General features: G+C 71.9%; 20 protein-coding genes. 6 read left to right on the forward strand and 14 right to left on the reverse strand.

Annotation, left to right across the window (positions count from 1 at the left end; genetic code table 11):
* The 5 genes from ACT1U9_RS06385 to ACT1U9_RS06405 form a co-directional block, all read right to left on the reverse strand.
* Entirely contained in the window at positions 1-738 is a 738-nt protein-coding gene (locus tag ACT1U9_RS06385) for an ABC transporter ATP-binding protein (protein ID WP_444537400.1), read from the reverse strand.
* An 82-nt stretch (positions 739-820) separates the two neighbouring features.
* Complete coding sequence (locus tag ACT1U9_RS06390) at positions 821-2,059, reverse strand: alginate lyase family protein (RefSeq protein WP_444537401.1); 1,239 nt, start codon at positions 2,057-2,059, stop codon at positions 821-823.
* Between the two features lie 246 nt (positions 2,060-2,305).
* Positions 2,306-3,091: a DUF3710 domain-containing protein gene (locus ACT1U9_RS06395; protein ID WP_444537402.1), complete on the reverse strand. Its 786-nt coding sequence runs from the start codon at positions 3,089-3,091 to the stop codon at positions 2,306-2,308.
* A 1-nt stretch (position 3,092) separates the two neighbouring features.
* Positions 3,093-3,620, reverse strand: coding sequence for a dUTP diphosphatase (gene dut, locus ACT1U9_RS06400; protein ID WP_444537403.1), 528 nt, complete (start codon positions 3,618-3,620; stop codon positions 3,093-3,095).
* Positions 3,617-4,201, reverse strand: coding sequence for a PaaI family thioesterase (locus ACT1U9_RS06405; protein WP_188275412.1), 585 nt, complete (start codon positions 4,199-4,201; stop codon positions 3,617-3,619). Before ACT1U9_RS06405 ends, dut begins: the two co-directional genes overlap by 4 nt.
* A 58-nt stretch (positions 4,202-4,259) precedes the next feature.
* On the opposite strand from ACT1U9_RS06405, the gene ACT1U9_RS06410 reads away from it, so the two are divergent.
* The gene (locus ACT1U9_RS06410) at positions 4,260-4,715 is read left to right on the forward strand and encodes a DUF3093 domain-containing protein (RefSeq protein ID WP_444537404.1); all 456 of its coding nucleotides are present in this window, start codon (positions 4,260-4,262) and stop codon (positions 4,713-4,715) included.
* Between the two features lie 115 nt (positions 4,716-4,830).
* On the opposite strand, the gene ACT1U9_RS06415 is transcribed toward ACT1U9_RS06410, so the two are convergent.
* The 4 genes from ACT1U9_RS06415 to ACT1U9_RS06430 form a co-directional block, all read right to left on the reverse strand.
* Complete coding sequence (locus tag ACT1U9_RS06415; RefSeq protein ID WP_444537405.1) at positions 4,831-5,805, reverse strand: hypothetical protein; 975 nt, start codon at positions 5,803-5,805, stop codon at positions 4,831-4,833.
* A gap of 16 nt (positions 5,806-5,821) precedes the next feature.
* Positions 5,822-6,118 (reverse strand): DUF4193 domain-containing protein, encoded by a 297-nt coding sequence (locus ACT1U9_RS06420; protein WP_067165176.1) that lies wholly within the window; start codon positions 6,116-6,118, stop codon positions 5,822-5,824.
* A 393-nt stretch (positions 6,119-6,511) separates the two neighbouring features.
* The gene (locus tag ACT1U9_RS06425) at positions 6,512-7,759 is read right to left on the reverse strand and encodes a sensor histidine kinase (RefSeq protein ID WP_444537406.1); all 1,248 of its coding nucleotides are present in this window, start codon (positions 7,757-7,759) and stop codon (positions 6,512-6,514) included.
* Positions 7,760-7,764: 5 nt separating this feature from the next.
* Positions 7,765-8,418: a response regulator transcription factor gene (locus ACT1U9_RS06430; RefSeq protein WP_101390599.1), complete on the reverse strand. Its 654-nt coding sequence runs from the start codon at positions 8,416-8,418 to the stop codon at positions 7,765-7,767.
* Positions 8,419-8,802: 384 nt separating this feature from the next.
* Between ACT1U9_RS06430 and ACT1U9_RS06435 the strand changes: the two genes are divergently transcribed.
* On the forward strand, positions 8,803-8,976 hold the full coding sequence (locus ACT1U9_RS06435) for a hypothetical protein (RefSeq protein ID WP_444537407.1): 174 nt from the start codon (positions 8,803-8,805) through the stop codon (positions 8,974-8,976).
* Between the two features lie 63 nt (positions 8,977-9,039).
* Here ACT1U9_RS06435 and ACT1U9_RS06440 read toward each other — a convergent pair whose 3' ends face one another.
* Complete coding sequence (locus tag ACT1U9_RS06440; RefSeq protein WP_444537408.1) at positions 9,040-9,855, reverse strand: inositol monophosphatase family protein; 816 nt, start codon at positions 9,853-9,855, stop codon at positions 9,040-9,042.
* 9 nt (positions 9,856-9,864) lie between these two features.
* Complete coding sequence (locus tag ACT1U9_RS06445; RefSeq protein ID WP_444537409.1) at positions 9,865-11,016, reverse strand: ferrochelatase; 1,152 nt, start codon at positions 11,014-11,016, stop codon at positions 9,865-9,867.
* Positions 11,017-11,207: 191 nt separating this feature from the next.
* On the opposite strand from ACT1U9_RS06445, the gene ACT1U9_RS06450 reads away from it, so the two are divergent.
* Positions 11,208-12,443 (forward strand): MFS transporter, encoded by a 1,236-nt coding sequence (locus ACT1U9_RS06450; protein WP_444537410.1) that lies wholly within the window; start codon positions 11,208-11,210, stop codon positions 12,441-12,443.
* Positions 12,412-13,722: a D-arabinono-1,4-lactone oxidase gene (locus ACT1U9_RS06455; protein WP_444537411.1), complete on the forward strand. Its 1,311-nt coding sequence runs from the start codon at positions 12,412-12,414 to the stop codon at positions 13,720-13,722. The genes ACT1U9_RS06450 and ACT1U9_RS06455 overlap by 32 nt, the downstream gene beginning before the upstream one ends.
* Position 13,723: 1 nt before the next feature.
* Here ACT1U9_RS06455 and ACT1U9_RS06460 read toward each other — a convergent pair whose 3' ends face one another.
* Positions 13,724-14,542 (reverse strand): hypothetical protein, encoded by an 819-nt coding sequence (locus tag ACT1U9_RS06460; protein WP_444537412.1) that lies wholly within the window; start codon positions 14,540-14,542, stop codon positions 13,724-13,726.
* 498 nt (positions 14,543-15,040) lie between these two features.
* Between ACT1U9_RS06460 and sepH the strand changes: the two genes are divergently transcribed.
* Positions 15,041-16,084 (forward strand): septation protein SepH, encoded by a 1,044-nt coding sequence (sepH, locus tag ACT1U9_RS06465; RefSeq protein ID WP_444537413.1) that lies wholly within the window; start codon positions 15,041-15,043, stop codon positions 16,082-16,084.
* 93 nt (positions 16,085-16,177) lie between these two features.
* On the opposite strand, the gene ACT1U9_RS06470 is transcribed toward sepH, so the two are convergent.
* Positions 16,178-17,026 (reverse strand): sulfurtransferase, encoded by an 849-nt coding sequence (locus tag ACT1U9_RS06470; protein ID WP_444537414.1) that lies wholly within the window; start codon positions 17,024-17,026, stop codon positions 16,178-16,180.
* A gap of 225 nt (positions 17,027-17,251) precedes the next feature.
* On the opposite strand from ACT1U9_RS06470, the gene ACT1U9_RS06475 reads away from it, so the two are divergent.
* Positions 17,252-18,025, forward strand: a complete 774-nt coding sequence (locus ACT1U9_RS06475; RefSeq protein WP_444537415.1) for a VOC family protein — start codon at positions 17,252-17,254, stop codon at positions 18,023-18,025.
* A gap of 68 nt (positions 18,026-18,093) precedes the next feature.
* Here the strand turns inward: ACT1U9_RS06475 and ACT1U9_RS06480 are convergent, their stop codons facing one another.
* A complete protein-coding gene (locus ACT1U9_RS06480) occupies positions 18,094-18,741 on the reverse strand; it encodes a thymidine kinase (protein WP_444537416.1) in 648 nt (215 codons plus the stop codon).
* Between the last annotated feature and the right edge of the window lie 56 nt (positions 18,742-18,797).

Below are 18,797 nucleotides of genomic sequence, written 5' to 3' on the forward strand. Positions count from 1 at the left end.
TCAGCCGTGGTCGATGATCTGCCCGTCGCTGAGCTCCAGGACCCGGTCCGCGAGGCCCAGCAACTGGCTGTCGTGGGTGGCGACCAGGACCGTGACGCCCTCGCTGCGCACCACCGCGCGCAGCAGCTCCATCACCGCGAGCCCGGTCTCGGCGTCCAGCTGGCCGGTGGGCTCGTCGGCGATCAGGAGCGCGGGGCGGTTGGCGAGCGCGCGGGCGATGGCGACGCGCTGCTGCTGTCCGCCGGAGAGCTCGCCGGGCCGCTGCTGGGCGTGGTCGGCGAGCCCGACGAGCCCAAGAAGCAGTTCCACGCGCGCGTCGCGCTCGGCGGGGTCGGTCCGGCGCAGCCGCATCGGCACGCCGACGTTCTCGGCGGCGCTGAGGATCGGGATCAGTCCGAAGGACTGGAAGATGAAGCCGATACGGTCGCGGCGCAGCGCGAGCAGGCCCTCCTCGCCGAGTCCGGCCAGATCCGTGGAGTCGACGGTGACGCTGCCGCCGTCCGGTCGGTCGAGCCCGCCGACCAGGTTGAGCAGGGTCGTCTTGCCGGAGCCGGAGCGGCCCTTGAGGGCGACGAGCTCGCCGCGCGGCACCTCGAAGGAGACCCCGCGCAGCGCGTGCACGGCGGCCGCGCCCTCGCCGTACGAGCGGCGCAGGTCCTCGACGCGGACCATCGGCCCGGCGCCCGGCTCCTCGGCGAGCGCCGCCGTGCCGCCGCGTCCGCTGGTGCTCTCGCTCATGCGCTCCCCCGTACGTCCGTGATGCCCCGCCGGGCGCCAGTATGGGCAGATGGCGTCCGGCCGGGCAATGGACGGCCTTGGATCAGTTCGGGTTGTCGCCGTGCGTCAGCGTCTCCCAGGCGACGAAGAGGTTGTCGGAGCCGGCGGGACGGTTCTGCTCGGTGAGCGTCCGGGCGTGCGCCATGGCGATGCCGAGCCGGTTGTGCAGGGCGTTGTAGCCGACCTCGGTGACCGGGCCGAGGCCGCGCTTGACGCTGCCGCCGCAGAGCCAGCTCGGCACGGCCGCGCCCAGCTCGTACGTGGCCTGGAAGCCGAGCGCCTGCCGCAGCCGCTCGCCGATGTCCGTCGAGTAGAGGTCCTGGCCCTGGATACGGCTGGTCTCGGCGGTGTGCGAGATCGCGGAGATGCCGTATCCGGTGTGGGTGAAGTCGCGGCAGGTCTCCTGGGTGAGGCCGGTGACGAAGGTGGACTGCCCCTGCCAGTACTTGACGATCTTGTCCCGGGTGTCGAGGTGCTGGGAGGGCACAGTCTTGGGCAGCGCCCCGTCCGAAGCGAGGTAGACATACGCGGCGGCGCGGGTGCGGAACCTGGCCATGGCCTTGTCGTACGAGGTCCGGTCGTCCAGGAAGACGGAGATGCCGACGGCGGCCTCCATCATCGACAGCTCCCAGTTGCCGTTGGAGTTCGAGCCGTTGATCACCTCGGGCAGATAGACCGTGCGCAGCATGGTCGCGAACCGGCCCTGTTGCTCCCAGCCGCCGTTGTACGTGGCCCGGATGATCTCGGCCGCGCGCGGCCACACCGAACCCGACCAGCCGGTCTGGAGGGGCGCGTTGGAGTCGGTGTGGCTCGTGATCACGCCCGACCAGGCGTCCATGAGCTCGATGGCCTTCTTCGCGTACCGGCTGTCCTGGGTGATGTACCAGGCGAGGGCGTCGGTGTACGCGGCGAGGGCGTCCTCGCGCTCGTCGGTGCAGCCGTGGTTGGGGTTGGAGTACGGGCCGCACTCCACGACGGCGCGGGGCTTGGGCGTACGGCTGAGGTCGGCGTACGGGCTCGCCGTCATCTGGTCGTACGCGGCCTTCCAGGGCTGGGCGCCGGCGTTTACCTGCTTGCGGGCGAAGTCGAGTTGGGGCCTTGAGACGAGGACGCCGGGGTGGACGAAGCCTGTGGGCGCGGTTGCGGTTGCGGCTGCCTTGGCCGGGCGGGCCGTCGCGCTTAGCCCGGCGGTTAGGGTGCCGAGCACCGCCGCTACGGCGAGCGCGGCACCTATGGTGCGGCGTTTGCGGTGGGTGGCACGCGGGGGTATGCACAGGGGCATGTGGGGCCATCCGTTCTTGTACGTGAACGATGGGCGTCCATTTGAACGCCCGCGATGGCCCGTGAACCTAGGGCTTGGCTATGGACACGTCAATGATGTGCGCCCAATGCTCCGCTGGAGATGTCGTTGTGCGACTGCGGGCCGTCTTGGGCTGGTCGCGCAGTTCCCCGCGCCCCTTGAAAAACGGCCGATGGGCCGCACCCCCCCACGCAGGGGTACGGCCCATCCTTGTGAACCCGTTTCGGGTCAGCGGACCTCGGTGATTTCCGGGCCGCGCTGGAGCTGGCCCATTCCGCCGGAGAAGCGGGAGCCCTCCTGCTCCTCCTGCTGGACGCCGTCGGGCATCATCTGCGCGTCGTCCGGGAGCTTCAGGACGATCGGGTCGCGCGGGGCCATCGGGCCCTCGCCGCGCACGACGACCGTGTCCTGGAAGATCTGCTCAAGCAGCCCGGCCGCCTGCGGCTGCACCGCGCCCTGGCCGGAGATGACACCGCGCAGGAACCAGCGCGGGCCGTCCACGCCCACGAAGCGGACCAGCTGGACCCCGTTGGTCCCGTCCGGCAGCTGCACCGGCACCTGGGCCCGCAGCTCCCAGCCCAGCGGACCCTCGACCTCGTCGATGATCCCGCCCTGCTGTGTGATGCCGGAGGCGATCTCCTCGCGGACCTCGCCCCAGATCCCCTCGTTCTTGGGGGCCGCGAAGGCCTGCAACTGCACCGCGCTGTCGCGCAGCACGACAGTGGCCGCCACGATCGCGTCGCCCGCGACCTCGACCCGCAGCTCCATCCCCTCGACCCCGGGGACGAACAGGCCGCCCAGGTCGACCCGGCCCTCGCCGGCCTCGGACACCTCGGAGATGTCCCACGGGCCGTCCGGCCGAGGGGCCGGCGGCAGGTTCACCCGACGCGGCTCGCCCTCGTCAGCGGCATCATCGGCGTAGTCGGCATCTTCGGCGTCAATGCCGTCGACGACCTGCTCGGCCTCGCCCGCCGTGTCCTCGGCGGATCCGCTCTTCTTGCGACGTCCGAACACGTCACTGTCCTTCCCGGTCGGATACGACCGAAGCGTATCGATTCCCACCCTGTTCACTGCCGAGGGCCCTGCCCACGGCGGCATGACCGCCAGTGGAACCGAAGCCCCCCTCGGCCCGCGCCGAGCCGGGAAGCTCCGCCACCTCGTGGAAGCGCACCTTCTCGACCTGCTGGACGACCAGTTGGGCAATCCGGTCGAATCGCTCGAACCGCACGCTCTCGCGCGGGTCGAGATTGACCACGATCACCTTGATTTCCCCACGGTACCCGGCATCCACCGTCCCTGGGGCATTCACCAGGGCGACACCGCAGCGTGCGGCCAGGCCGGACCTCGGATGCACAAAGGCCGCGTACCCGTCGGGCAGGGCGATACTCACCCCCGTCGGCAGCACCGCCCGCTCCCCCGGAGCGAGTTCGGCGGCCTCGGTGGTGACGAGGTCGGCGCCCGCGTCGCCGGGGTGCCCGTACGCCGGAATCGGCACCTCGGGGTCGACTCGGCGGATGAGGACGTCTACGGGGTTACGGGTCACGGGTTCACCTCGAAGGCGCGGGCGCGCCTGACCTGGTCGGGGTCGGACATGACGGCCTGGATCTCCTCGGCGCGGCCGTTCTCGATGAAGTGGTCCACCTTCACCTCGATGAACAGCGCGTCGGCCCGGACCGCCACGGGCCCGTCGGGGCCGCCTATCCGGCCGGTCGCGGTGGAGTAGATCTTCCGGCCCGATACGGCGGTGACCTCGGCCTCCAGGAACAGCACGGTGTCCAGCGGCACCGGCCGCACGAAGTCGGTCTCCAGGCGGCCGGTCACGGCGATGGTCTGGAGCAGCCAGTTCAGCGAGCCGAGCGTCTCGTCGAGCGCGGTGGCGAGCACGCCGCCGTGCGCGAGGCCCGGGGCGCCCTGGTGGGCGGGGCGCACGGTGAACTCGGCGGTCACCCGCACGCCCTCGCCGGCCCGCGCCTGGAGGTGCAGCCCGTGGGGCTGTCCGCCGCCGCAGCCGAAGCAGTGCTCGTAGTGTGCGCCGAGCAGCTCTCCGGGGGCGGGCGCGTCGGGGTGCCTGACCGGCGGCGCGGCGTCGGCCGGGGGCGTCAGGGACGCAGATCTAGCAGTCACAGCCGCTGACCTTACCCGCGGTCCCGGGCGCGAAGCGCGTCGTGCCAAGCTTGCTGTCATGCAGCCGAACGCCCCTCAGTACACCGAACGCCTCACCGCGCCCCGCTCCTGGTGGATGATCGCCGCCCTGGTGGGCGTCGCGTGCGCGCTGATGCTGCTGCCGCTGGGCGGCCTGCCGCTCCTGGGCGGCCTCATCGGCGGCACGGCCGCGGCCGCCGTGGTGGTCAGTTCGTACGGCTCGGTACGCATCCGGGTCGTCGCGGGCACCCTGGTCGCGGGCGACGCCCGGATCCCGGTGACGGCACTGGGCGAACCTGAGGTCCTGGACGCGGAGGAGGCCCGGGCCTGGCGCCTCCACAAGGCCGACCCCCGCGCGTTCATGCTGCTGCGCAGCTACATCCCGACGGCGGTCCGGGTGGAGGTCACGGACCCGCAGGACCCGACCCCGTACGTCTACCTCTCGACGAGGGACCCGCAGGCGCTCAAGGCGGCACTGGACGGGCTGCGGGCCTAATCCCCTCCGGCGTTTGAGGAGCGGGGGCCCGGGGGCAGAGCCCCCGCAACGGCGGCCCGCCAAGGGCTTTCGGGAAGGGGCGGGGTGGGGCAAAGCCCGCCGCAGGCGCAGACGGCTAGCTGCCGAGCTCCTTGGGCAGCTCACCCGGCCGCAGCGGGTCGGTGGGGCGCTCCAGCGGAGGCAGCTCGGGCAGCGCGTCCCACGGCACCTGCCGGGCCCGCAGATCCGCGCGGACCCGCGCGGCGACTTTCTTCGTATCCCGCCGGTTCATGACGGCACCCACCGCCGCCCCGACCATGAACGGCGTCAGATTCGGCAGATTCCGCACCATGCGCTTCATGATCTGCTGGCGCAGCTCGCGCTTCATCTGCACGCCGAGCGCCGCATTGACGGTCGACGGCTTGGTCACCTGGACACCCCGCTCCTCGGTCCAGGACGTCAGATACGCCGTGGAGCGCTGGGTGAGATTGCCGGACGGCCGCATTCCGTAGACCTCGTGGAGCTCGGCGATCAGCTTGAGCTCGATGGCCGCGACTCCGGTGACCTCGGCGGCGAGCTCGGCCGGCATGGCGGGCGGAACGGGCAGCATCGCGGCGGCGCCGATTCCCGCGCCCACCGCGGAGGTGGCGTTGGCCGCGCCCGCGATGAGTTTGTCGGCGATTTCCTCCGGGCCGAGGCCCGGAAAGTGGGCGCGCAACGTGGTCAGGTCGCGCACCGGAATACGCGGGGCGATCTCGATGACGCGGTCGGCGAGATGGCCGAGCCCCGCCTTCGCGCTCGCGCCGCTCTTGCGCACCCCGTTCTTCAGGGCCGGCACGCCTTTGTCGGCGGCGGCTTTTCTCAGGGCGCCCAGGCGTCGGGCCCCGGCCGCGGGCCCCGCCTGGTCGTCCAGTACTGCTTCGAGCGAGGCCGGCCGGCCCCGCTCGTCGTCACGTGCACGAGCGGCAGAGCTCACCGCGGGGAGGGCGGAGGGCTCGGCGGGCGTCTGGACGCCCTCTGCCGGGCCTGTGCCGCCCTGTGACGCCTCGGGCGTACCCGAGGCACCCTTTCGCCGGAACGGTCGCTTCCGGGGCGGTTCGGCGCCTGCCACGCCACGGCCTGCCTGATCAGTCGCAGTCGCGGCAGATCGGCTGGCCGTTCTTCTCCCGGGCCAGCTGGCTGCGGTGGTGCACGAGGAAGCAGCTCATGCAGGTGAACTCGTCGGCCTGCTTGGGCAGGACCCGAACGGCGAGCTCCTCGTTGGAAAGGTCCGCGCCGGGCAGTTCCATGCCCTCCGCGGCCTCGAAATCGTCGACGTCGACGGCCGAGGCCGACTTGTCGTTCCGCCGGGCCTTCAGTTCTTCAAGACTGTCGGAATCGACGTCGTCATCGGTCTTGCGTGGGGTGTCGTAGTCCGTTGCCATGTCGCTCTCCCCCTCTGGGTGGTTGCGGTGTCTCCAGCGCACGTAACGCGTGAGAGGCCGGACTTGTGCCCGACCCGAGGCGGAGATTTTGCCTCACATCAAGGTCTGTTACTCAATCGACACCCAGCCGCACTCCTCAAGAGTGATCGTCTTGGATGGCGATCGGGACCGTACACGGTCCGAATGTCGCACTTCACGGGCGTCACCCCGTGTACTTCCCGTGATCTCACCCCCCGGAAACCCGGACTTTTCCCGGTTTTCCGGCGGAGGCAATGATCACGGAGAGTAGATGGCCGGAAATTTGCCCTTGTGATTGATCACACACGGACATCTCCGGAACGGGTCCCGAAAATTCCGCTCAAAGCGAACTTCTCGACGGCATCGAAAAGCATCTCAAACTGGCATGGTGACACGCATCACGAGGCCGCCGCCCTCGCGGGGCTCCGCGATGATACGGCCTCCGTGGGCCCGCGCGACGGATCGCGCGATGGAAAGCCCGAGCCCGACACCCTTGTCGCTGCCCGTGCGCTCCGTGCGGAGCCTCCGGAACGGCTCGAAGAGGTTGTCGATCTCGTACGCGGGAACCACCGGCCCCGTGTTCGAGACCAGCAGGACGGCCTGTCCCTGCTGGAGCTCGGTGGTCACCGACACCCAGCCGTCCTCGGGGACGTTGTAGCGCACCGCATTCTGCACCAGGTTCAGCGCGATCCGCTCCAGCAGGACCCCGTTGCCCTGCACCACGGCGGGCGCCCGCTCGCCGCGGATCTCCACGCCCTTGGCCTCGGCCTCCCCGCGCGCCTGGTCGATGGCGCGGGAGGCGACCTCGGCGAGGTCGACGGGCTTGCGGTCGACGATCTCGTTGTCGCTGCGGGCGAGCAGCAGCAGGCCCTCCACCAGCTGCTCGCTGCGCTCGTTGGTGGCCAGCAGCGTCTTGCCGAGCTGCTGGAGCTCCACGGGCGCCCCGGGGTCGGAGAGGTGGACCTCCAGGAGCGTGCGGTTGATCGCCAGCGGGGTTCTCAGCTCGTGCGAGGCGTTCGCCACGAACCGCTGCTGGGCGGTGAAGGCCCGCTCCAGGCGGTCCAGCATGTCGTCGAAGGTGTCCGCGAGCTCCTTGAGCTCGTCGTCCGGGCCGTCCAGCTCGATCCGCCGGGTCAGGTCGGTCCCGGCCACCCGGCGGGCGGTGCGGGTGATCCGGCCCAGCGGCGACAGGACCCGGCCGGCCATCGCGTATCCGAACGCGAACGCGATGACGCTGAGGCCCACGAGCGCCATCAGCGAGCGGGTCAGCAGATCGTCGAGCGCGTGCTGGCGCTGCTCGGCGACGCACGCCTTGAGCGCGGCGTTCGCCTCGTCGGCCGACAGGCCGGGGGCGAGCGCCGGGCACGAGTTGCTGGTCAGCTGGATCTTGCTCTCGGGCAGCAGCTTGAAGGGCAGATCGTTGGCCGTGTGCAAGGCGGCGGCCGCGAGCAGGTAGATGATCGAGAGCAGCAGGATGCCCGCGATCATGAACATGCCGCCGTAGAGCAGCGTGAGCCTTATCCGGATGGTCGGGCGCACCCAGGGGAACGGGGGCTCGGCACCTCGGGGGTCCCAGGTCGGTTTCGGTGGCGCCGTCGGTGGCGGCGCGGGGGTCGTGGCCATCGGGGTCAGATCCGGTATCCCGAGCCCGGCACCGTGACGATGACGGGCGGCTCGCCGAGCTTGCGGCGCAGCGTCATGACGGTCACGCGCACCACGTTGGTGAACGGGTCGGTGTTCTCGTCCCACGCCTTCTCAAGCAGCTGCTCGGCCGAGACCACGGCGCCCTCGCTGCGCATCAGGACCTCCAGGACCGCGAACTCCTTCGGGGCCAGCTGGATCTCCTTGCCGTCGCGGAAGATCTCGCGCCGGTTCGGGTCGAGCTTGATACCGGCGCGCTCCAGGATGGGCGGCAGCGGCACCGTCGTACGCCGGCCGAGCGCCCGCACGCGCGCGGTGAGCTCGCTGAAGGCGAACGGCTTGGGCAGATAGTCGTCGGCGCCGATCTCCAGGCCCTCGACACGGTCGCTGACGTCGCCGGAGGCGGTCAGCATCAGGACCCGGGTGGGCATCCCGAGCTCGACGATCTTGCGGCAGACGTCGTCGCCGTGCACCAGCGGGAGGTCCCGGTCGAGCACGACCACGTCGTAGTCGTTGACACCGATGCGCTCCAGGGCGGCGGCGCCGTCGTAGACGACGTCGACGGCCATGGCCTCCCGGCGCAGTCCGGTGGCCACCGCATCGGCGAGCAGCTGCTCGTCCTCGACGACGAGTACGCGCACGGCGCTTTTCCTTCCTCTGAGCCCTCGCGGGCAGCAGCGCCCTGGGGCACGCAGGCCCACGCGGGCGGTTCTTCCGAGCCCGTGTGGGCCGTTCTGTGGGCACTGAAGCAGTGACTGTGTGCTTCCATCCTGCCCCTTACGGCCATAAACCGGCGGTAAGACGGTGCCACCGCACAGTCGCCGTCCGACCTGCGGGTTCACCGGCGGCGACGGAATTCGCCGGATTCTCGCGCGAGTTGAGGTTTCTGTGGGACCGGGTGGGGGGAGGACGACTGCACACCCGCGATCACGCCCTGTATGTGGCATGCCACTACCTGCTGCTCGTGATCGTGACCCACCGTCGGCACACCCCCGTGCCACCGACCCACGACGAGGGGGCGCACCATGGACGCATTCACCGCAGGACTCCTGCAGCGCATAAGGGCCACGGAGACGGACCTCACGCGGGCCCGCGAGAACGGCGACGACTTCCTGGTGGAAGTCGAACAGGCCGAGCTCGACGATCTCCATCGCCTCGCCGCCGAACACGGCGTCGAGGTGGTGGCCACGGCAAGCTGAGCAGCACGCGAACCCCCGGCATCGCAGGACGGTGCCGGGGGTTCGCGCTGTCCACAGGCCCGCTCAGTCGTGCCAGGCCCCGTACTCCTCAAGGAGGGCCTGGAGCGGGCCGAAGAGCTCCGGGGTCGCGGCGATCGTCAGGTCCCGGGAGGCCGGGTCGCCCGGGCGTCCGCCGGTCAGGGCGCCCGCCTCGCGCGCGATGAGGTCGCCCGCCGCCAGGTCCCAGGGGTTGAGCCCGCGCTCGTAGTACGCGTCCAGACGCCCGGCCGCCACGTCGCACAGGTCGATCGCCGCCGAACCGCCGCGCCGCACGTCCCGGAACCGCGGGATCAGCTTGGCCGCGATCTCCGCCTGGTGGGCCCGCACCGACTGGACATAGGCGAAGCCGGTCCCGAGCAGCGACTGGTCGAGCGGGGCCGCCGGGCGGCAGCGCAGCGGCCGCTCGCCCACGAACGCGCCGCCGCCGAGCACCGCGTGGTACGTCTCGCCGCGCATCGGCGCCTCGACCACGCCCGCGACCCGCACCCCGTCCCGCTCGGCGGCGATGGAGACGGCCCAAGTGGGCAGCCCGTAAAGGTAGTTGACGGTTCCGTCGAGCGGGTCGATGACCCAGCGCACCCCGCTGGTGCCCTCGCTGGAGGCGCCCTCCTCACCGAGGAAGCCGTCGTCGGGGCGGTGCTCGGCCAGGAAGCCGGTGATCAGCTTCTCGGCCGCGATGTCCATCTCGGTGACGACGTCGATCGGGCTGGTCTTGGTGGCGGCGACGCCCAGGTCGGCCGGGCGCCCGTCGCGCAGCAGCGCCCCGGCCCGCCGGGCGGCCTCCAGGGCGAGCGCGAGGAGTTCGCGGTTCTCGGTGTTCTCTGTGTTCTCGGCGGGCATGGTCGCTCCTTACGCGTACGGGCTGTCGGCGCCGGCCGCGGCGGGCCGCGGCGCCCGGGCGGGGCAGCAGCCGACCGGACACAGGTCGTGCGAGGGGGCGAGCGCGCCCAGGGCGCAGCGCTCCACGGACTCCCCGCGCTCGGCCGCCGCCCGCTCCAGGACGAGCTCGCGCACGGCCGCGGCGAACCGCGGGTCCGCGCCGACCGTGGCCGACCGGGCGATCGGAAGCCCGAGCTCGGCCGCCTTGGCCGTGGCCTCGGTGTCCAGGTCGTACAGGACCTCCATGTGGTCCGACACGAACCCGATGGGCACCATCACGACCGCCGGGGCGCCGTCCCCGTGCAGCGCCTCCAGGTGGTCGCAGATGTCCGGCTCCAACCACGGGATGTGCGGGGCGCCGGAGCGCGACTGGTAGACGAGCTCCCAGGGCCGCTGCACCCCGGTCTCCTCGCGCACGGCGTCGGCGATCACCCGGGCCACGTCCAGGTGCTCGCTCACATACGCGCCGCCGTCCCCGTGCTCCTCCACCGGGCCCGAGGCGTCGGCGGACGCGGTGGGGATCGAGTGCGTGGTGAACGCGAGGTGGGCGCCCGCGCGGACCTCCTCCGGCAGCGCGGCGAGCGAGGCGAGCACGCCGTCGATCATCGGGCGCACGAAGCCGGGGTGGTTGAAGTAGTGCCGCAGCTTGTCCACGCGGGGCGGCTCGATGCCCTCCGCTTCCAGGGCGGCCAGCGCGTCCGCCAGGTTCTCGCGGTACTGGCGGCAGCCCGAGTACGACGCGTACGCACTGGTGGTGAGCACGGCGATACGGCGGTGGCCGGCCAGCGCCATCTCGCGCAGCGTGTCCGTGAGGTACGGCGCCCAGTTCCGGTTGCCCCAGTGGACCGGGAGGTCCAGGCTGTTCTGCGCGAAGTCCTTGCGCAGGGCTTCGAGCAGGGCGCGGTTCTGCTCGTTGATGGGGCTGACCCCGCCGAAGAGGAAGTAGTGCTGACCGACTTCCTTCAGCCGCTCCCGTGGGATGCCCCGGCCGCGCGTCACGTTCTCCAGGAACGGGACCACGTCGTCGGGACCCTCCGGGCCGCCGAAGGAGAGCAGCAGCAGGGCGTCGTAAGGAGCCGCTTCGAGGGCCGCTCCAGAAGCTTGATCGCGCAGATCGGACATGGCATCGATCCTGCCATCCGCCACTGACAACCGGGGCACCGGGAACGCGGCCCCGCCGAACCGGCCCCATCGGCAACCCGGGACGGCGGCGCACGGAAAACATGGTGCGCAGGCGCCACTCCGCACCGTAAGTTCAACACCGTAAGCTTTAGGAATTAACTGCTCGGTTGAGCCGGAAGCCGGAGCCTCGCATGGCCAGTCCCTACCGCGCGATATTCGCCGCCCCCGGCACCAGGGGGTTCTCCGCCGCCGGCCTCCTCGGGCGGATGCCGCTGTCGATGATGGGCATCGGCGTCGTCACGATGGTCTCCCAGCTCACCGGCCGTTACGGGCTCGCGGGCGCGCTCTCGGCGACGCTCGCCATGTCGGCCGCCGTGCTCGGGCCGTACATCTCCCGGCTCGTCGACCGGCACGGGCAGCGCCGGGTGCTGCGGCCCGCCACGCTCGCGGCGGTGGCGGCCGTCGCCGGACTGCTCGTCTGCGCCCAGCAGGGGGCGCCGGACTGGACGCTGTTCGTGTTCTCGGCGGCCGCGGGCTGTGTGCCGAGCGTCGGCTCGATGGTCCGGGCCCGCTGGGCCGAGATCTACCGGGGCGACGGCCAGAGCCTGCACGCGGCGTACTCCTGGGAGTCGATCGTCGACGAGCTCTGCTTCATCGTCGGGCCGATCCTCTCCATCGGGCTCTCCACCGCCTGGTTCGCCGAGGCGGGGCCGCTGATGGCGGCCGCCTTCCTGGTCGCCGGCGTCTTCTGGCTGACCGCCCAGCGCGCCACCGAGCCGGTACCGCATCCGCGCGAGCACCACACCGGCGGCTCGGCGCTGCGCTCCCCCGGCCTCCAGGTCCTGGTCGCCACCTTCGTCGCCACCGGCGCGATCTTCGGCGCGGTCGACGTGGTCACCGTGGCCTTCGCTGACGAGCGCGGCCACAAGGCGGCGGCCAGTCTGGTGCTCGCGGCGTATGCGCTCGGCTCGTGTCTGGCGGGTGCGGTGTTCGGGCTGCTGCGGTTCAAGGGCGCCCCTGCCAAGAGGTGGCTGGTGGGCGTGTGTGCGATGGCGGTGAGTATGATCCCGCTCCAACTGGCCGGGAGCCTGCCGTTCCTGGCCGTGGCGCTCTTTGTCGCGGGCCTGTCCATCGCGCCGACGATGGTGTCGACCATGGCCCTCGTCGAACAGCACGTACCGCGCAGCAAGCTCACCGAGGGCATGACCTGGACGAGTACCGGGCTCGCGGTCGGTGTGGCGCTCGGTTCGTCGGCCGCCGGGTGGGCGGTCGACGCGGCGGGCGCGCGCTCGGGGTATCTGGTGCCCGTCGTGGCGGGAGCGCTCGCGGCCGCGGTGGCGTTCTCGGGGTACCGCCGGCTGCGCAGGCCGGCGCCACGACGGGAGGGGCTGGCAGATGAGCGGAGCGAGCAGCAGCACGTGGCGTAACTGGGCGGGCAACGTCACCGCACGGCCGGTCCGGGAGGTGTCCCCCGCCTCGGCGGCCGAGGTGGCCGCGGTGGTCCGCAGGGCGGCCGGGGACGGCCTGAAGGTGAAGGCGGTCGGCACCGGCCACTCCTTCACCACGACGGCGGCCACCGACGGCGTGCTCATACGCCCCGATCTGCTCACCGGCATACGCGAGATCGACCGTACGGCGATGACCGTGACGGTCGAGGCGGGCACGCCCCTGAAGCGTTTGAACGCGGTCCTCGCGCGCGAGGGGCTCTCCCTCACCAACATGGGCGACATCATGGAGCAGACGGTGGCCGGGGCCACCGCGACCGGAACCCATGGCACCGGCCGCGACTCGGCGTCGATAGCCGCCCAGATCACGGCACTTGAGCTGGTCACCGCGGACGGCTCGCTGCTCACCTGCTCGGCGAAGGAGAACCCGGAGGTCTTCGCGGCGGCCCGGATCGGGCTCGGGGCGCTCGGGATCGTCACCGCGATCACCTTCGCGGTGGAGCCGGAGTTCCTGCTCACCGCGCGCGAGGAGCCGATGACGTTCGACCGGGTGACGGGCGAGTTCGACGAACTGTTCGCGGAGAACGAGCACTTCGAGTTCTACTGGTTCCCGCACACCGGCAACTGCAACACCAAGCGCAACAACCGCAGCGCGGGCCCCGCCGCCCCGGCCGGCCGGGTGAGCGGCTGGGTCGAGGACGAGCTGCTCTCCAACGGGGTCTTCCAGGTGGCCTGTTCACTGGGCCGGGCCGTGCCCGCGACGATCCCGGCGATCGCCAGGATCTCCAGCCGCGCCCTCTCCGCCCGTACGTACACCGACATTCCGTACAAGGTCTTCACAAGTCCACGGCGGGTGCGGTTCGTGGAGATGGAGTACGCCCTCGCGCGCGAGGACGTCGTCGACGTGCTGCGCGAGGTGCGCATGCTGGTCGACCGCTCCGGTCTGCGGGTGAGCTTCCCGGTCGAGGTGCGCACGGCGCCGGCCGACGACATCGCGCTCTCCACGGCGTCCGGCCGGGACACCGCCTACATCGCCGTGCACATGTACAAGGGCACGCCGTACCAGGCGTACTTCACCGCCGTGGAGCGGATCATGACCGCGCACGGCGGCCGTCCGCACTGGGGCAAGGTGCACACCCGCGACGCCGAGTACTTCGCCGAGGCCTATCCGCGCTTCGGCGAGTTCACCGCGCTGCGCGACCGGCTCGACCCGGAACGGCGGTTCGCCAACGCGTATCTGCGGCGGGTGCTGGGCGACTGACTCAGGTGGTGGGCGGGGCCGGGGATTCGGCCTTCGGAGTCGAGCCCGAGCTCGTGCCGCCGTCGGCCGCGCCCGTGTCCTTGCTCGGGGACGGGGACGGCGGCGGGCTCGGGGTGCCGCCGGTCGCGCCCTGGCCGCCGGTGGTGGTGCCGGGCGAGGTGGACGGGGTGGGCGTCGGGCTCGTACCGGTCGAACCACCGGACGTGCCGCTCGTGCCGGACGTCGAACCGCCGCCCTGGCCCGGGTCCTTGGAGGGCGACTGCCCGCCGCCGGTGCCCGTGTCCGGGGTGTGGCGGTTGTCGCGGTCGGTCTCCGGCTCCTTGTCGGACGACCTGGCGCCGCTGCCGCTGACGACCGAGCCGAAGGTGGTGCCGCCCTTGCCGCCGCTCAGCTTCGAGTCGGACGCCAGTTCGTACGTGGTGATGCCGGCCATCGCGATGACGAAGACGACCGCGGCGCCCAGCGCGGAGCGCTTCCAGCCCCGGACGCGGGTGCCGTGGACGGTGGCCGCGCCGAACTCGCCCTGGCGCGTCTCCTCGTACGCGGGCAGCCCCGGCGTCTGCCGGGCCTTCGGGATCGTCTGGACGGTGACGTCGCGCAGCTGCTCCCCGGTCCGGCGGAACAGATGCTGGAAGACCGTGCCGCCGCAGGTGGCGACGACGCTCACCACACCGGCGCCCAGGATCGTCCCGTAGACGCCGAGCTTGGAGGCGAGCACGGCGGCCGCGATCGCCGCGAGCGCGCTGCCCGCGACCTGGGGAACGCTCAGGTCGAGGCGCTTTTCATCCTGCTTCGTCCCGGTATCCGGCTTCTCACCCATCTACAGCCTCTGTTCGCCCTTCTCCGCCAGCTTGTACGTAGAGGGGACCCATGGGCGAAGCGAATAGTTCCGTTTCTGGCGATTGTGTGAAGCACGACACGTACGAAGTACGTGTCGTCACGGCACGCGGCGTCCAACTCCCGCCCCCCGGGAGAACTTCGGCGGCGCGGCGGTCCACCCAGGTGGCCCGAATGGAGTACTGTGGCGAGCCCTGGGCCTGGTCTCCCTCACGGGTTTCCGGGTCCTGCGGGAGGGGGCCGAAAGCGGCACTCGAACCGGCGGAGCCGTGGCACCGTACGGGCGCCTGCTGGTGGAGCGACCACATCGGTCACTCTGCGTTGCAAATAGGTAACCGTGCCATAACGGCGTACCAGGGCACATGCCCGACACGCCGGGCAACTCGGCAATGTTGTGGCAGGCTGCACCCGGGCAGGCCACACTCGACTAGCGGAAGCAGCGACGCAGGTGACGTCGGCAGGCACCACCCGGGAGGTCCCCATGCCCGAACTGCGTGTCGTGGCCGTCTCCAACGACGGCACACGACTGGTGCTCAAGGCTGCGGACAGCACGGAATACACGCTTCCGATCGATGAGCGGCTGCGCGCCGCCGTGCGCAACGACCGTGCTCGCCTGGGCCAGATCGAGATCGAGGTGGAGAGCCACCTCCGGCCCCGCGACATCCAGGCGCGTATACGAGCCGGTGCCTCGGCCGAAGAGGTCGCCCAGCTCGCCGGGATCCCCGTCGACCGGGTGCGCCGCTTCGAGGGCCCGGTGCTCGCGGAGCGCGCCTTCATGGCCGAGCGGGCCCGCAAGACCCCCGTACGCCGTCCCGGCGAGAACACCGGACCGCAGCTCGGCGAGGCGGTCCAGGAACGGCTGCTGCTGCGCGGCGCCGACAAGGACAGCGTCCAGTGGGACTCCTGGCGCCGTGACGACGGCACCTGGGAGGTCCTGCTCGTCTACCGTGTGGCCACCGAGCCGCACGCGGCGAGCTGGACGTACGACCCGCCGCGCCGCCTCGTCCAGGCCGTCGACGACGAGGCCCGCTCGCTGATCGGCGAGAGCGACGACACCCCCGAGCCGAGCTTCCCGTTCGTGCCCAGGATCGCCCGGCTGCCCCGGGACCGGCCGCTGGACCGCGCCCTGGACCGGCAGTTGGACCGGCCACTGGAGCGTCCCACCGCGCCCGCGCCGGAACCTGTGGACGAGAGCGACTCGCTCACCAGCCTCCTGGAGGCGGTGCCCAGCTTCCGGGGCGACATGGTGGTGCCCGAGCGGCCCACCGCCCCGCCCGAGCCCCCGGCGAGCGAGCCCGAGGCCGAGCCGGAGGTCGAGGAGCCGCCGGCGCCCGCCGCCTCGGCGGGTGCGGGTGCCGCGTACGCGGACGTCCTGATGCCGCGCTCGGTGAGCGGTCACCGCGACCGGCTCACCGGCACGACCGACCGCCAGGCCGAGGCGGACGGCGTCCGGCCCGGGCGCCGGGCCGCCGTGCCGAGCTGGGACGAGATCGTCTTCGGCACGCGCCGCAAGAAACAGGAGTAGCCGCTTCTTCGCGGCAACCGCTTCCCCGTAGGGGAAGCCTTGACGACCCGAGGGGGCCCGCGCACCGCGCGGGCCCCCTCGGTGTGCGTCGCGCTACTGCGGGTCGGGGCCGGTGGCCACCGGGCGGGACTCGTCCGAGGACCAGTGCGACCAGGAGCCCGCGTACAGCGCGGCCGGGATGCCCGCGACCGCCAGGGCCAGCACCTCATGGGCGCCGGAGACCCCGGAGCCGCAGTAGACGCCGACGTCGGTGCCGGAGGCGCCCAGCGCCTTGAAGCGGTCGGCGAGGACCTCGGCGGCCAGGAAGCGCCCGTCGGGGCCGACGTTCTCGGTGGTCGGCGCCGAGACCGCGCCCGGGATGTGGCCGCCGACCCGGTCGATCGGCTCTACCTCGCCCCGGTAGCGCTCCCCCGCACGCGCGTCCAGGAGCAGCCCCGACCGGGCGAGGGCGGCCGCCGCGTCCGCGTCGAGGAGGCCCAGCGCGCCGGGCTCCGGCGCGAAGTCGCCCTCGGCGGGCGTCGGGAGCTCGGTGGAGAGCGGGCCGCTCCAGGTGGCGAGGCCGCCGTCGAGGACCCGTACGTCCTGGTGCCCCGTCCAGCGCAGCAGCCACCACGCGCGCGCGGCCGCCCAGCCCTGGCCGCCGTCGTACACAACGACCGGCGTCCCGGCCGACACGCCCGCGCGGCGCATCACCGCGCCGAAGGCGGCCACATCGGGCAGCGGATGGCGTCCGGCCGCGCCGGGCGGGGCGGCCAGCTCCGCGTCGAGGTCGACGAAGACCGCGTCGCCGATGTGCCCGGCCGCGTACTCGGCCCGGCCGTCGAAGGGGGCGGCGCCCGCCGCCTTGGCCAGGCTCAACTGCCAGCGGACGTCGAGCAGGACCGGCGGCCGCGCCCCGGCCAGCTCGCTCGCCAGTTCGGATGCGCTGATGATGACGTTCATGGGGCCATCCTCGCGCAGTGCCCGCCGCAACGTAACGGGCGCGAAACGGATGAGAAATGCCAAAGTGGGCATCCCTCCTGCGGGAACGCGCCAAAAGCGGCGCGGCCGGGGCGCGCATCGCCTCCGGTGGTGCAAGCATCTGCGAGGGGGTGGGCGCGCGGCGCGGCCGGCCGCCCACTTCTTTAGGGCGCGTTGTCACAGCGATGGTCCGAGGAGAGAGTCACGATGTCCCAGGCAGAGACCCGGCACACACCCGGAACACCCTGCTGGGTGAGCCTCATGGTGCACGGCCTGGCGCCTACACAGGAGTTCTACGCGGCGCTCTTCGGCTGGGAGTTCCGCCCCGGGCCCGCCTCGCTCGGCCCGTACGTACGGGCCGTGCTCGACGGCGCCGAGGTCGCGGGCATCGGACAGCTCCCGCCCGACCGCCATCTGCCGATCGCCTGGACCACCTATCTGGCCACCGACGACGCGGACGCGACCGCCGAGGCGATCCGGCACTGCGGCGGCACCGTCGGGGTGGGTCCGCTGGACGCGGGCGACGCGGGCCGCCTGGTGATCGCCTCGGACCCGGAGGGCGCGGTCTTCGGCGCCTGGCAGGCCGAGGCGCACGTCGGCAACACGGTGGCGGGCGCGCCGGGCACGCCCGTCTGGAACGAGCTGGTGACCCGTGAGACCTCTGCGGTCGGCAAGTTCTACGAGTCGGTGTTCGGCTACGAGGAGGAGGCGGTGGTCTCGGCCGACTTCGACTACGTGACGCTCCACCTCGACGGCCGCCCGGTCGCGTCCCTGCACGGCGTCGGCCACGCCCTGCCCCGCGACAAGGGCGCGCACTGGATGACGTACTTCGAGGTCACGGACGCCGACGCGGCGGCCCGCCGGGTCACGGAACTCGGCGGCCACGTGATCAAGCCACCCCGCGACGGTTCGAGCGGCCGAGTGACGACGGTGGCGGACCCGGAGGGGGCGGTCTTCACCCTGGTGCGGTCGGCGCCCTAAAGGGGCGCGGGGAACTGCGCGACCAGCCCCGCACGGTCCGCAGCCAAATATCCAGCCCCCGCGGAGCGCTACGCGTCGACGGGCAGCACATCCGGCGACAGCGCAGCCGCACGCGCCGCCGCGGCCGTCATGCGGCGCCGATGATGGCGTCGGCACAGCACCTCGTAACCGATCTCGTCCTCGGACTGGTTGACGTCGCCGACGACCACCTGCGCGCCCTCGACGACCATCTCGCCCCCGACCGTACGGGCGTTGTGCGTGGCCCGCGCGCCGCACCAGCACAGCGCCTCCACCTGGAGCACCTCGACCCGGTCGGCGAGCTCGACGAGCCGCTGGGAGCCGGGGAAGAGCTTGGAGCGGAAGTCGGTGGTGATGCCGAAGGCGAAGACGTCCAGTTCGAGGTCGTCGACGACCCGGGCGAGCTGGTCGATCTGCTCGGGCGCGAGGAACTGCGCCTCGTCCGCGATCACATAGTCGCAGCGGCCGCCCTTGGAGAGATGGGCGACGAGGTACGCGTAGAAGTCGAAGCCCTCGGCGGCCTCGACGGCGTCCGTCACGAGCCCGAGCCGGGAGGACAGCTTGCCCTCGCCCGCGCGGTCGTCCCGCGTGAAGATCATGCCCTGGAGTCCGCGCGCGGACCGGTTGTGCTCGATCTGAAGAGCGAGGGTGCTCTTTCCGCAGTCCATCGTTCCGGAGAAGAACACCAGCTCGGGCATGGGAGGGTGACGGCCTTTCGGGTCTGCGCGCACGCGCGCGTAGAGGGTGGAAGAAG

The sequence above is a fragment of the Streptomyces sp. BR1 genome (genome assembly GCF_052373795.1).
Lineage (GTDB): Bacteria > Actinomycetota > Actinomycetes > Streptomycetales > Streptomycetaceae > Streptomyces.

Bases quoted from the DNA above. Each gene is read 5' to 3' on its own strand.
- ACT1U9_RS06385 (WP_444537400.1), bottom strand. From the start codon at position 738: ATGAGCGAGAGCACCAGCGGACGCGGCGGCACGGCGGCGCTCGCCGAG.
- ACT1U9_RS06390 (WP_444537401.1), bottom strand. From the start codon at position 2,059: ATGCCCCTGTGCATACCCCCGCGTGCCACCCACCGCAAACGCCGCACC.
- ACT1U9_RS06410 (WP_444537404.1), top strand. From the start codon at position 4,260: ATGCAGCCGAACGCCCCTCAGTACACCGAACGCCTCACCGCGCCCCGC.
- ACT1U9_RS06420 (WP_067165176.1), bottom strand. From the start codon at position 6,118: ATGGCAACGGACTACGACACCCCACGCAAGACCGATGACGACGTCGAT.
- ACT1U9_RS06425 (WP_444537406.1), bottom strand. From the start codon at position 7,759: ATGGCCACGACCCCCGCGCCGCCACCGACGGCGCCACCGAAACCGACC.
- ACT1U9_RS06435 (WP_444537407.1), top strand. From the start codon at position 8,803: ATGGACGCATTCACCGCAGGACTCCTGCAGCGCATAAGGGCCACGGAG.
- ACT1U9_RS06440 (WP_444537408.1), bottom strand. From the start codon at position 9,855: ATGCCCGCCGAGAACACAGAGAACACCGAGAACCGCGAACTCCTCGCG.
- ACT1U9_RS06445 (WP_444537409.1), bottom strand. From the start codon at position 11,016: ATGTCCGATCTGCGCGATCAAGCTTCTGGAGCGGCCCTCGAAGCGGCT.
- ACT1U9_RS06450 (WP_444537410.1), top strand. From the start codon at position 11,208: ATGGCCAGTCCCTACCGCGCGATATTCGCCGCCCCCGGCACCAGGGGG.
- ACT1U9_RS06455 (WP_444537411.1), top strand. From the start codon at position 12,412: ATGAGCGGAGCGAGCAGCAGCACGTGGCGTAACTGGGCGGGCAACGTC.
- ACT1U9_RS06460 (WP_444537412.1), bottom strand. From the start codon at position 14,542: ATGGGTGAGAAGCCGGATACCGGGACGAAGCAGGATGAAAAGCGCCTC.
- sepH (WP_444537413.1), top strand. From the start codon at position 15,041: ATGCCCGAACTGCGTGTCGTGGCCGTCTCCAACGACGGCACACGACTG.
- ACT1U9_RS06470 (WP_444537414.1), bottom strand. From the start codon at position 17,026: ATGAACGTCATCATCAGCGCATCCGAACTGGCGAGCGAGCTGGCCGGG.
- ACT1U9_RS06475 (WP_444537415.1), top strand. From the start codon at position 17,252: ATGTCCCAGGCAGAGACCCGGCACACACCCGGAACACCCTGCTGGGTG.
- ACT1U9_RS06480 (WP_444537416.1), bottom strand. From the start codon at position 18,741: ATGCCCGAGCTGGTGTTCTTCTCCGGAACGATGGACTGCGGAAAGAGC.